Here is a 12,959-nt window from a genome sequence, read left to right as displayed (position 1 = left end):
CCCCGCTTTCGCGGGGAATGACACCGTCATAGTGGCGCGAGCAACGCCCCAATTCCTCACCATGGCGCTGTTATTTCGACCGTCCCAAAATCCGTATAGCCGCATTCCGAAACGCCGATATCCGTCTTGTGCGACCACGCTACAGTCCGATTCGACTTCGAAAGACGGACACGCATGCACGGCATGATCAGCAGACCGCAGGACGCGGCGACCAAGAACATCGCGACCTCGCGCCTGGTGTTGCTGCTGCTGGTCGTGATGACCGGGATCGCGCCGATCTCGCTCTACATTCTGGTTCCGGCACTGCCCGTGCTGGCGACGACGTTCGGGCGGGACATCTCGATCGCGCAGATGACGGTGTCGCTCTACATGGTCGGCATCGCGCTGTCGCAGCTCACCATGGGACCGCTGTCGGACAAGTTCGGCCGTCGTCCGGTGCTGCTTGGCGGCCTTGCGCTGATGGTCGCGGCGAGCGTCGCCTGCATCTTCGCCGAGACCCTGCCGCAATTGATCGCCGCACGCTTCTTCCAGGCGCTCGGCGGCGCCTCCGGCATGGTGATCAGCCGCGCGATCATCCGCGACATCTACGAGCGCGACCGTGTCGCCTCCATGATCAGCCTCGTGGTCGCAGCCCTCATGATCGGCCAGATGGTCTCGCCGCTGACCGGCGGCCTGATCGAGACCGCATTCGGCTGGCGCGCGATCTTCTACGCCGTGACGTTCGGCGCGGTCGCCGTTGCCGTCGGCATCGCAATCGCGCTGCCGGAGACGCGGCGCGACCGCGCGGTCGGCAGCGGCGGTTTTCGCAGCGACGTCCGCAGCCTGATCAAGAGCCGCGCCTTCATCGGCTATGTGATGTGCCAGGTGTTGGCCTCGCAAATCATCTTCACCTTCGCCGGCGGCGGCCCCTACATCGTGGTGACGCAGATGGGCCGGACCAGCGCCGAATACGGCGCGTGGTTCGCGACGACGGGCTTCGCATACCTCGTCGGCAATCTGCTCTGCGTGCGCTTTGCGCCGCGGCACTCGCTGGAAAAGCTGATCTGGTTTGGCCTGTCCTTGCAACTCTGCGGCAGCCTCTTGAACCTGCTCTGGAGTTTCGCCGGCTGGAACGAGGCGCCAAGCTGGCTGTTCGGCACGCAGATGATCGTGATGGTCGGCAATGCCTTCGTGATGGCGAACTCTGCTGCGGGCGCCATCAGCATCCGCCCAGAGGCCGCGGGCACCGCATCGGGCGCAATGGGCTTTCTACAACAGGGCATCGGCGCGCTGATGTCGCAATTCGGCGCCTATCTCGGCGGCCACTCCGCAACGACGCTGCCGCTGACCTCGGCCGTGCTCGCGATCTCGCTGCTCTGCGCCTGCATGATGATCTTCGTCGTGCCGCGCCGGGAGATCATGGTGAGCGAGGAATTGATCGAGCAGGCGGAGGGAGAAGAGACGGGGATGATGTGAGGCGTCGTGCGTCCACAATCACGGTGTCATCCCCCGTGAAAGCGGGGGATCCAGTACGCCGCGGCGTCTCGACTCGACTCCATCACAGCCGCCTGGGAGTACTGGATCGCCCGGTCAGGGCCGGGCGATGACAGCGGAATGAATGGCAAGAGCGCGGCCCCTCACTCCCCGATCAGCGCCAGCCACTCATCCTCCGTCAGCACCTTGACGCCGTGCTTGTTGGCGTCCGCGAGCTTTGAGCCCGCGCCGGGGCCGGCGACGACGAGGTCGGTCTTCTTCGACACCGAGCCCGAGACCTTCGCCCCCAGCCGTTCCGCGGTCGCCTTGGCCTCATCCCGCGTCATCTTCTCCAGCGAGCCCGTGAACACCACCGTCTTGCCGGCGACCGCCGAATTGCTCTTCGGCTTCTCGGCGTCGACGATCTCGACCTCCTTGGTCAGCCGCTCGACGATGCCGCGGTTGTGGCTCTCGCCGAAATAATCGGCGATGCTCTTGATCACGGTGTCGCCGATCTGGTCCAGCGCGTCCATCTCCGCCATCGCCTCCTCGTCGCCCTTGGCGACCTTGAGGCAGGCGTCGTGGAAGGCATCCCAGGACCCGTAGCCACGGGCCAGCGCCAGCGCCGTGGTCTCGCCGACATGACGCATGCCGAGCGCATAGACAAAGCGCTCCAGCGCGATCTTGCGCCGGCTCTCGATGGCGCCGAACAGATTGCGCACCGAGGTCGCGCCATAGCCCTCGATTTCCTCGAGCTTGAGCTTCGAGTTGCGCTTTTCCAGCGTGAAGATGTCGGCGGGCTCCTTCACCCATCCCTCATCGAAGAAATATTGGAGCTGCTTCTCCCCTAAACCGTCGATGTCGAAGGCACGCCGCGACACGAACAACTTGAGGTGCTCGATCTTCTGATAGGGGCAGGCAAACTCGCCGGTGCAGCGCGCGCGCGCTTCCTCCTCGCCGGCCGCCGTCTCCCCGCGCACGACATCAGTGTGCAACGGGCATGGGCACTTCTTGGGGAAGTGGAATTCTCTGGCGCTCTTCGGCCGCTTGTCGAGCACGACATCGACGATCTGCGGGATGACGTCGCCGGCGCGCTGGATCACGACGGTGTCGCCGATCCTGATGTCGCGCCCCTCGCGCAGCACCTCGCCCTTGTTGCCGATGCCCTTGATGTAATCCTCGTTGTGCAGGGTGACGTTCTGCACGATCACGCCGCCGACGCCGACTGGTTCGAGCTTGCCGACCGGCGTGAACGAGCCGGTGCGGCCGACCTGGATCTCGATGTCGCGCAGCACCGTCATGGCGCGCTCCGCCGGGAATTTATGCGCAATGCCCCAGCGCGGCGTGCGCGAGACGAAGCCGAGCCGTTCCTGCCAGTCGATGCGATCGACCTTGTAGACGACGCCGTCGATGTCGTAGTCGAGCTCGGCGCGCTGCTCCTCGATGCTCTGATGGAATGCGATCAACTCCTCGACGGAGTGACACAGCTTGGTCAGCGGATTGGTCCTGAAGCCGCAGCGCTCGAACCAATGGATCATGCCGGTCTGCGTCGCTTCCGGCATCGCGCTCATCTCGCCCCAGGCATAGGCGAAGAATCCGAGCGGACGCGAGGCGGTAATGGTCGGATCCTTCTGCCGCAGCGAGCCCGCAGCCGAATTGCGCGGATTGGCGAAGATGGTGTCGCCGGCGGCCTTCTGCCGCTCATTGAGCGCGAGGAAGGCCTTCTTGGTCATGTAGACCTCGCCGCGCACCTCGCAGATCTCAGGGACGTTGCGGCCCTTCAGCTTCTGCGGCACATCCTCGAGCGTGCGGATATTGGCGGTGACGTCCTCACCCTCTGCGCCATCGCCACGCGTCGCAGCGGTGACGAGCTCGCCACCCTCATAGCGGAGCGACATCGACAGGCCGTCGATCTTCGGTTCGGCGGAGAAGTTGATCTTGTCGTCGTCGAGCTTGAGGAAGCGCACGATACGGCCGACGAAGTCGCGCACGTCCTCGTCAGCGAAAGCGTTGTCGAGTGACAGCATCGGAACCGAGTGCCGCACCTTCTTGAATCGTCCCGATGGCGCAGCGCCGATCTTCTGGGAGGGCGAGTCGGCGTTGACGAATTCCGGAAAGCGCTTCTCGATCGCGTTGAGGCGCTGGCGCAGCGCATCGTACTCCGCGTCGGTCACGGTCGGCGCGTCGTCCTGATAATAGCGCCTGTCATGCTCTTCGAGTTCGAGCGTCAGACGCATGTGCTCGACCTTGGCTTGCGCCTTGGTGAGATCGGCGACGTCACGAAGCGTTTTTGTTTTTGCTGCTCTGGCCATTATACTTAGAGTTGCGCCTCGTCGTTCCGGGATGGTCCGAAGGACCAGACCCGGAACCTCGAGATTCCAGATTCGAACTTCGTGGGCCCCGGAATGACAGTTGGGAAAGGGTCGGGAGTCATGGCGTATTACATCTATATTCTAGCAAGCCGGCGGGACGGAGCAATCTATGTCGGCGTTACCAATGATCTCATACGGCGCATCTATGAGCATCAAATCAAAGCCGTTCCAGGCTTCACGGCAAAATACAACATCACTCGGCTGGTTTGGTTCGAGATTTATGATGACCCAATCTCGGCGATCTCTCGCGAGAAGGAGCTTAAGAAGTGGAAGCGGGCTTGGAAAACCCAGCTGGTCGAGAAGGACAATCCGAACTGGAATGATCTTTACGAGTCGATCTGCAAGTGAGGCGTCATTCCGGGGCGGCTCGAAGAGCCGAACCCGGAATCTCGAGATTCCGGGTTCGATGCTGCGCATCGCCCCGGAATGACGGTGGAAGTCTAAGCCGTCGCCGCCTTGAGCAACCGGTCCGCGGCCGCCCGCGCCTCGGCGGTGATCTCGGCGCCGGCGAGCATGCGGGCGATTTCCTCGCGGCGGTGGTCGGCGGCGAGCGCGTTGACGCGGGTGGCGACGCGCTTGCCCTTGTCCAGCGCATCCTTGGAGATGAGCAGATGCTGGTCGGCGCGGGCGGCGACCTGCGGGGCGTGGGTCACGGCCATCACCTGCACCTTGCCGGCGAGCCGCGCCAGCCGCGCGCCGATGGCATCCGCGACCGCACCGCCGACGCCGGTGTCGATTTCGTCGAACACGAGGGTCGGCGCCGAGCCGCGGTCGGACAGCACCACCTTGAGCGCCAGCAGGAAGCGCGAGAGCTCGCCGCCGGAGGCGACCTTCATCATCGGACCCGGCTTGGTGCCCGGATTGGTCTGCACCCAGAACTCGACGCGATCGAAGCCTTGCGGTCCCGGCGCTGCCTCGTCTGATGTGACCTGGGTGATGAATTTCGCACGTTCGAGCTTGAGCGGCGCCAGCTCGGCATTGACGGCCTTGTTGAGCTTCTCGGCCGATTTCTGCCTGCTGGCGGAGAGCTTTTTCGCAGCGGCCGCGTAGCGGCCATCTGCCTCGATCGCGGCCTGTTCCAGCTTCTTCAGGCGCGAGGCGCCGGCATCGATCAGCACAACGTCGGCGGCATATTTGGCGGCCAGCGCCGCGAGGCCGTCGACCGGCGTCGAATATTTGCGCGAGGCAGCGCGCAGAGCGAACAACCGCTCCTCGATGCGTTCGAGCTCGGCCGGGTCGAAATCCGTCGCCGCGAGCGCCGCCAGAAGATGCTGGTCGGCCTCCTCCAGCGCGTTGATCGCGACGTCGATCGCCTTCACCGCGGGCTCGACCAGCGCCGGCGAATTGACGCCGCGACGCTCCAGCCGGCGCACCGCGGCCGACAGCGCCGCAACCGGCGAGTTGTGGCCGCCGACGACCTCCTGCGCCTCGCGCAGATCGGAGGCGATCTTCTCGCCCTGCATCATGGTGGTGCGGCGGTGGGCGAGTGAGGTCTCCTCACCATCCTTGGGCGCGAGCTGCTTCAGCTCGCCCGAGGCGTGGCGCAAATAATCAGCTTCGCGCGCAGCACGCTCCATGCTGGCGCGATGCTCTTCCAGTTCGGTGTTGGCGCTGCGGCGCGCGGCCCAGAGGGTTTCGACACCAGCGACGTCCTTTTCGAGACCGGCAAAGGCATCGAGCAGGAGGTGGTGGGTGGCGGCATCGACCAGCGCGCGCTCGTCATGCTGGCCGTGGATCTCGACCAGCGCGGTGCCGACCGCCTTCAGCGTCTGCACGCTGATCGCCTGGTCGTTGATGAAGGCGCGGGTGCGGCCATCGGCGAGCTGCACGCGGCGCAGGATCATCTCACCGGTGTCCTCGAGCCCGTTCTCGGCCAGGATTTTGGTTGCGGGGTGATTCTTCGGGATATCGAAGACGGCGGTCACCTGCCCCTGCTCCGCGCCATGGCGCACGAGGCCCGCGTCACCGCGGCCGCCGAGGGCCAATGCAAAGGCATCGAGCAGGATGGATTTGCCTGCACCGGTCTCGCCGGTCAAAACCGCAAGTCCGGTGGCGAATTCGATATCGAGCCGTTCGATCAGGACGATGTCACGGATCGACAGACGCGCCAGCATGGAACCAGATTTCCTAGCCGAGACCTAAAGGCCTATCTTCTTGAAGGTCTGGCTGATCCAGGACCCCTGATTCTCGCTCGGCTCGAGACCGCCGGATTTTACAAGATTATAGGCGTCCTTGTACCAGCGGCTGTCAGGAAAATTGTGGCCGAGCACGGCGGCTGCCGTCTGGGCCTCGCCGACGATGCCGATCGACATATAGGCCTCGGTCAGGCGGTAGAGCGCCTCCTCGACGTGGCGCGTGGTCTGGTACTGCGTCACGACGGCCTTGTAGCGGTTGATTGCGGCCGTGTAGTCGCGCTTCTGCATATAGTAGCGGCCGACCGCCATTTCCTTGCCCGCGAGCTGGTCCCGTGCGCCCTCGATCTTGGCCTTGGCGGAGGTCGCATATTCGGAGTTCGGATATTTGCGCACCACCTCTTCCAGCGAGGCGATCGCCTTCTCGGTGCGGCCCTGGTCGCGGTTGATGTCCGGGATCTGGTCGTAATGCGAGGCGGCGATCAGATATTGCGCGTAAGCGGCGTCCGGGCTGCCGGGATGCAGGGTGACGTAGCGGGTCGCAGCGCCGATGCAGCTGTCATAGTCGCCGCCCTGGTAGGATGCGTAGGCCGACATCAGCAGCGATTTGCGCGCCCAGTCGGAATAAGGATGCTGGCGGTCGACCTCCTCGAACTTCTTGTTCGCCGCCTTCATGTCCTTCTTTTCGTTCATGAGGTACAAGCCCTCATTGTAGATCTTGTCGGCAGGCTCCTCGACGAAGGTGTCGTCCTTCTGGGTGAACTTGTCCCAGAGCGCGCCGGTGCCGCAGCCGGCCAGCGGCAATGCGAGCGCGAACAAGGTCGCGGCCTGAAGCAACCGACGGGTCCCGATCGGAGAAACCAAGAGATATCCGCGCGTCATACGCTGTGCCGACATGAATTTAAGACCTGACGCCCTGTGATGCGGTGCCGCCAGCCCATGATCCCCGTCATGGGCGCGAAATGTGTCCGTGGTGCCTGCCATGCGCCCACGTCGGTGTAACCGGAAAACGATTGTTAACCCATCGGATAGGCAGGCATTTCGCCCGGATTAAGGCGAAAACGCCGCAATCCTAGTCGATCATGGTTACCAGGAGTTTCCCGGAGAAATCGCCGCTTGGCCGCCTGGTGCAACTGCCCTTCAGGACACGTCCGGCCCGTAAGCTGCGGCGATGCGGCCGCCAACAATACCGCTGCCGACCTCGACCACGGGACGGCTGGTGCGGCGAGCTGCCTCACCCTCGACGACCCGCCAGGCGGTACGGTCGGCGAGCAACGCAGTCAGGACGGCGTGGTTGAGCTTGTGGCCGCCACGCACCGAACGGTAGGCGCCGAGCAGCGGCAGACCGGCCAGCGCAAGATCGCCGATCACGTCCAGCACCTTGTGGCGGGCGCATTCGTCGGCGTAGCGCAGGCCCTCGGTGTTGAGCAGCCGCTCGTCGTCGAACACGACGGTATTCTCGAAGGAGGCACCGAGCGCATAGCCCGCGCTCCAGAGCTTGGCGACATCGCCCATCAGACCGAAGGTCCGGGCGCGGCCGACTTCGCGGCGGAAGCGCTCGGGGCTCACGTCGAAGCCGTAGCTCTGCTGGCCGATCACGGGATTGGTGAAGTCGATTTCGACCTCGGCACGGAAGCCGTTGGCGTAGGGCCGGAACTCGCCGAAGGAGTCGCCCATCCGCACCGAAACAGGCTTCAAAACCTGGATGAAGCGGCGCTGTGCCGGCTGGGTCATGATGCCGGCCTGATCAATCGCTGCGATGAAAGCTGCGGCGCTGCCGTCCATGATCGGGACTTCGGGACCATCGACTTCGATGATGGCGTTGTCGACGCCCATACCCCGCAGCGCGGCAAGCACATGCTCGGCCGTGGAGATCAAAGGACCAGTGCGATCACCGAGGACCGTCGCGAAATCGGTTGCCACCACCTGATCGGCGGTCGCCTGAATCTCGCGGTCACTTCCCTCAAGGCCGGTGCGGACAAAAATAAGACCTGCATCGACAGGTGCAGGTCCAAGCGTGAGGGTAACGGGAAGACCGGAATGAACGCCGACGCCGGCCACGGTGGCTTGCGCACGAAGCGTTGTTTGCCGGCTAAATTTCATCAGGAACCCGCCCCACTACGACCCACTGCGACTTATACTCAACCCGACTGATCGATCGAGATCGACCGTTCGAATCTCCGTATCCCCAAGTCACTGGCAAACCATAGTCACTGCCTCAAAGAGCGCCAACTCACGCTTTTTTACCGATTGTTACCCCAAACCCGCCGTATTCGCGCCAAGGCTTAACCAAATTGCACCTCGGTTTAGGGCCGTTACCGGCAGCTTTACTGAAACACCCAACAGGTAATTAATGATTTAAAATCAGTTGCTTGAACCGACAATCCGGATGTGCACGGGGAATAAGAAAAGGCCCCGGCGAGCTTCCCGCCGGGACCTTTCTGTGTCTGCCTTATTGTAACAATCCTCAGGTCGCCTGCCGCCGCAGGAAGGCCGGGATATCAAGATGGTCGTCTCCCTGTGGCGCCGGCGCAACAGGTGCCGGGCGACCATGGGCGTCGAGTCCCTGCGGCGCGGGCCGGCGGGCATACTCCGAGACCGGCTCGTTGGCAGCGATCTGCTGCGCCACCGACCGCTGCGGCTTGCGCTCGGGCAGCGCCGGCATGGCGGGGCCAGCGGTGCGGGCGGCGATCGGGGCCTCGGTCTCCTCGTCGCGACGGCCGAGGCCGACATTGGCGAGACGCTGGAGCAGCGACAGCCGGGTCTTCTGAGGGGTCTCTTCTTCCACCTCGCCGCGGGCCTGGCGAAGCTCGGCCTGGGCCGGCATCGGCAGCTCGTCGAGGCGCGGCATCCGGGGTGCGCGAGCCGGAGCACGCTCGGCCTGCGGCGGGATGAAGGTCTCCGGCGTCATCGGCTCCTGGATGGCCAGCGGGGCCTGCTCGGGTTCCGGAAACAGCGTGGGCTTCTGCGCGATCGGACGTACGGTGACGTCGCCATAGGTCTGCGGCGCCGGCGGAACTTCGGATACGGCGGCCGCGATGGCGGCAAGCGCCGCACGCTCGACATTGGGACGCGGCGCGGCGGGCGCGGCCGCGACCGGTGCGGCGGCCGGGATCTGCGCTTCCAACTTCTGGGCACGCTCGGCCATGCGCTGATTGTCGGCGCGAAGGCGCGCGGTGAGGTCGGCGAGACGGCTCTCGGCGGCAACGGCCGGAGCTGCGGGAGCCTGCTGCACCTGCTGCGGCGCGGCGTTCGCGACCGGAGCGGAGGTCGCCTGGCTGTTGCGGGCGATCGCGGCCTGCTCGATGCCGGTGGCAACGACCGAGACGCGGATCAGGCCGTCGAGCGCTTCGTCGAAGGTCGCGCCGACGATGATGTTGGCGTCCTGGTCGACTTCCTCGCGGATGCGGGTCGCGGCTTCGTCGACCTCGAACAGGGTGAGGTCCTTGCCGCCGGTGATGGAGATCAGGAGGCCCTTGGCGCCCTTCATCGACGAATCGTCGATCAGCGGGTTGGCGATCGCAGCTTCCGCGGCGGTCAGCGCGCGCTTGTCGCCGGAGGCTTCGCCGGTGCCCATCATCGCCTTGCCCATTTCCCTCATCACCGCCCTCACGTCGGCGAAGTCGAGGTTGATCAGGCCTTCCTTGACCATCAGGTCGGTGATGCAGGCGACGCCCGAGTAGAGCACCTGGTCGGCCATCGCGAAGGCGTCGGCAAAGGTGGTCTTCTCGTTGGCGACCCGGAACAGGTTCTGGTTCGGGATGATCAGCAGGGTGTCGACCACCTTGTGCAGCTCGGCAATGCCGGCCTCGGCGGTGCGCATGCGGCGGCCGCCCTCGAAGTGGAACGGCTTGGTGACGACGCCGACGGTGAGGATGCCCATGTCGCGCGCGGTCTTGGCGATGACGGGAGCGGCGCCGGTGCCGGTGCCGCCGCCCATGCCGGCGGTGACGAACACCATGTTGGCGCCCGAGAGATGGTCGCGCAGCTCGTCGATCACCTCCTCGGCAGCCGCAGCGCCGACGTTCGGCTGCGAACCCGCGCCGAGCCCTTGCGTCACCGCAGTGCCCATCTGCACGATGCGCTGCGCCTTCGACATCGTCAGCGCCTGCGCGTCGGTGTTGGCGACCACGAAGTCGACGCCCTGCAGGCCCGCCGTGATCATGTTGTTGACGGCGTTGCCACCGGCGCCACCGACGCCGAACACGGTGATGCGGGGCTTCAACTCGTGAATATCAGGAACGTTGATGCTGATGGTCATGTTTGCCTCTCGATCACGCGCGCGTGGGTTCGCCCCGGCCTGCGGCCGCGGGAGTTGGTGAAATCAGACATGTGCGGAAATCGGTCATCAAAAGCCCTCGCGTAGCCATCGTCCGACCTTTCCGAAATAACCGCCGGTCCCTGTCCTGACCTGCTGCCGCGTATGCCGCGGTTCGACATGTTCGAGGTGAACATATTGCGGGTAGACGAGAAGTCCGGCCGGCACCGCGAACGCGGCGTTCTTCGCCTCGTTGGGCAGCCGGCCAAAACCGAGCGGACGTCCGACCCGCACGGGCCGGCCGAGAATTTGCGTTCCGAGCTCGACGAGGCCGGTGAGCTGGGAGGCGCCGCCCGAAAGCACGACGCGGCCCTTGGGCTCTGCCGCGAAGGGCGAATCCTTCAGCTTGTCCCGAACCATTTCGAAGACTTCCTCGGCACGATGCTTGACGATGTTGGCGATAGTGGCGCGCGAAACGATCTGCGGCAGATCCTGGTCGTCACCGGCTGTCGGTACAGACATCAGCTCACGCGAGTCCGATCCGCCGGTGATGACGGTGCCGTATAACGTCTTGATTCGCTCCGCATCGGCAATGGTCGCCGAGAGTCCGCGCGCAAGATCCATCGTGATGTGTTGCCCGCCGACCGCAAATCCGGCCGCGTGCACGAAGCGGCCGCCGGAATAGACCGCGATGGTGGTGGTGCCCGCGCCCATCTCGATCACGGCGGCGCCGAGATCGGCCTCGTCGTCGGTCAGCACCGACAGGCCGGCCACATAGGGGCTCGCCGCCATGGCTTCGACATTGATGTGGCAGCGCTCCACCGCCAGCATCAGATTCCGCGCCACGGTGGCGTCGCAGGTGACGACGTTCATGTCGACGCCGAACTGATGCGCGACCATGCCGCGGGGATCGCGGATGCCCTTGACGCCGTCGAGGGTGTAGCCGACCGGCAGCGCATGCAGCACGGTGCGGCCCTCGCCGGTGGCGTGGCGCATGCCGGTGGAGGTGACGCGGCTGACATCGGCGGGCGTCACCGCGCCGCCGCGGATATCGGCTGCAGCTTCGACGAGCTGGCCGGAGAGCCGGCCGCCGGAGACCGACAGCAGCACGGACTCGACACGCACTTTCGCCATTTTCTCGGCAAGCCCGACCGCCTGGCGCACCGCCTGCTCGCATTCGGCGAGATCGATCACAGCGCCAGCCTTCATGCCGCGCGACTGGATCTGGCTGTAACCGATCAGTTCCACCGCATGGGTGCGGCCTTGCAGGGCTTCGCTCGGTGCCGACGGCTTCAGCCGCGCGATCATGCAGGCGATCTTGCTGGTGCCGATGTCGAGGCAGGCAACGAGGCCGCCGCGCTTGTGCGGCATCGGGCGCGTCTTCGGCGTCTGGGTGCGATCAAGACCGGTCATGCGGCGTCCCCGGCCTTCTTTTTCTTCTTGTCCTTGAAGAGATCATCGCGCGCCTTGGCGGCGTCATCGGACAGCTGCACCACCAGACGGTCGGGCAGGCGCATGTCGATCGCGACGATGTCCTTCGAGAACAGGCGCTCGTCCTTGTCGAGCCTGGAAAGCGCGGCGAGTGCGTTGCCGACGTCCTGCTCCGGCAAGCGGACGTCGAGACCGTCCTTCAGCCTCAGGTTCCAGCGCCGCTCACCGACATAGATCGCGGCCTTGGTCACCGAATTCACCTGCGGATAGCGTGCCAAAAGTGCCAGGAAGTCGCGGGCCTGGGTGTCTGCGCCCTTGCCGACCACGAGCGGCAGCGACAGGAAGCGGCGCGAGACATAGGGTTCGAGCAGCGCGCCGTCGTCGGCGATGACGGCAAGCCGGCCGGCCTCCTGCCACAGCGCGAATGCCTTGCGCTCGGTGATGTCGATCATGAGCTGGCCCGGATAGAGCTTCAGCACGGTTGCGTCCGCGATCCAGGGATTGGCCTTGAGCTTGTCGCGGACGTCGTCGGCATCGAGGAACAGCAGCGAGGAACGGCCGCTGACGCCGCCGATCGCGAGGATCTCGTCCTGGCTGAGCTGCTTGCGGCCGTTGATCACGACCGAGGTGATGCGGAAGCCGGCCGAATTGGCCATGGCGTTGCGCGCGTCGCTGACCGCGGTGATGAAATCCTGGAGATGGCCGCCCTTGACGATGCCGAGGCCGCAGCTGCCGATCAGCAGCAGCAAGGTCATCGTGATCCCGACCCGGCGCGGCAGATAGCGCTCGACCAGCGCCACCAGGCGCGGCGGCGGCTCGCGCTCGACGACGGCCTTGGCCTTGATTTTCTCGTTGGACGCGGCGCGCTTCTCGGCGCGTTGATCTTGCACCCACTCGCGCAGAAGCACGACCGCTCCGATAGCGGCCGCCTTCAGGTCAGCTTGGGGCCTCAGCGATCTCATAAACGATCGGGTGAGGCTTCCTGCTCCATCCATTGCACGAGCTCGTCAACAGTTTGCCCGCGACGCGCGGGTCCTGGCGAACATGACGTCTCGGACGTGCCGGGCCGGGTGATGGTCTTCAGCAGAAGAAGCCGCTCCCCTTCAAAGCGTTCGCCGATCGGGAACAATCCGAAACGGCTCACGCGCCGGCAGCCAAAACGCCATATGCGCCGCCAGCGTTAACCTTCGGACGTCCTGGTAAACAAAAGGTAAAGTTCGTTAACGCGGGATGCTTTTTGCCCAGGTAAGTGAGGCAGTTGCGCCACGATGTCCGGCATTTTACCGGTTTTGGGCGCCAGACCGGGCGTTTTGG

The 12,959-nt window shown here is 64.9% G+C and carries 9 protein-coding genes; 2 read left to right on the top strand and 7 right to left on the bottom strand.

Translation table 11 applies throughout. The annotated features are described in order from the left end of the window. Positions 1-174 precede the first annotated feature (174 nt). Positions 175-1,455 (top strand): multidrug effflux MFS transporter, encoded by a 1,281-nt coding sequence (locus XH91_RS09180; RefSeq protein WP_128950292.1) that lies wholly within the window; start codon positions 175-177, stop codon positions 1,453-1,455. 161 nt (positions 1,456-1,616) lie between these two features. Here XH91_RS09180 and ligA read toward each other — a convergent pair whose 3' ends face one another. After that, the gene (gene ligA, locus XH91_RS09175) at positions 1,617-3,764 is read right to left on the bottom strand and encodes an NAD-dependent DNA ligase LigA (RefSeq protein WP_164933984.1); all 2,148 of its coding nucleotides are present in this window, start codon (positions 3,762-3,764) and stop codon (positions 1,617-1,619) included. Positions 3,765-3,884: 120 nt separating this feature from the next. Between ligA and XH91_RS09170 the strand changes: the two genes are divergently transcribed. Further along, a complete protein-coding gene (locus XH91_RS09170; RefSeq protein WP_128950290.1) occupies positions 3,885-4,172 on the top strand; it encodes a GIY-YIG nuclease family protein in 288 nt (95 codons plus the stop codon). A 92-nt stretch (positions 4,173-4,264) separates the two neighbouring features. Here XH91_RS09170 and recN read toward each other — a convergent pair whose 3' ends face one another. From recN to XH91_RS09140, 6 genes are all read right to left on the bottom strand, one after another. Then, positions 4,265-5,938: a DNA repair protein RecN gene (recN, locus tag XH91_RS09165; protein ID WP_128950289.1), complete on the bottom strand. Its 1,674-nt coding sequence runs from the start codon at positions 5,936-5,938 to the stop codon at positions 4,265-4,267. Between the two features lie 24 nt (positions 5,939-5,962). Continuing rightward, positions 5,963-6,853 carry an outer membrane protein assembly factor BamD gene (locus tag XH91_RS09160; RefSeq protein ID WP_128950288.1) on the bottom strand — a complete coding sequence of 297 codons (891 nt, stop codon included), beginning with the start codon at positions 6,851-6,853 and terminating at the stop codon, positions 5,963-5,965. A gap of 243 nt (positions 6,854-7,096) precedes the next feature. Continuing rightward, positions 7,097-8,059, bottom strand: coding sequence for a UDP-3-O-acyl-N-acetylglucosamine deacetylase (gene lpxC, locus XH91_RS09155; protein WP_128950287.1), 963 nt, complete (start codon positions 8,057-8,059; stop codon positions 7,097-7,099). 364 nt (positions 8,060-8,423) lie between these two features. Next, entirely contained in the window at positions 8,424-10,217 is a 1,794-nt protein-coding gene (ftsZ, locus tag XH91_RS09150) for a cell division protein FtsZ (RefSeq protein ID WP_128950286.1), read from the bottom strand. Positions 10,218-10,304: 87 nt separating this feature from the next. Further along, positions 10,305-11,627: a cell division protein FtsA gene (gene ftsA, locus XH91_RS09145; RefSeq protein ID WP_128950285.1), complete on the bottom strand. Its 1,323-nt coding sequence runs from the start codon at positions 11,625-11,627 to the stop codon at positions 10,305-10,307. Beyond that, a complete protein-coding gene (locus XH91_RS09140; RefSeq protein ID WP_128950284.1) occupies positions 11,624-12,640 on the bottom strand; it encodes a cell division protein FtsQ/DivIB in 1,017 nt (338 codons plus the stop codon). The genes ftsA and XH91_RS09140 overlap by 4 nt, the downstream gene beginning before the upstream one ends. Positions 12,641-12,959: the final 319 nt, after the last annotated feature.

Origin of the sequence: Bradyrhizobium guangzhouense (genome assembly GCF_004114955.1) — a bacterium.
GTDB lineage: Bacteria > Pseudomonadota > Alphaproteobacteria > Rhizobiales > Xanthobacteraceae > Bradyrhizobium > Bradyrhizobium guangzhouense.
The sequence above is the reverse complement of the archived record's forward strand: the minus strand, read 5'-3'. Positions and strand labels throughout refer to the sequence as shown.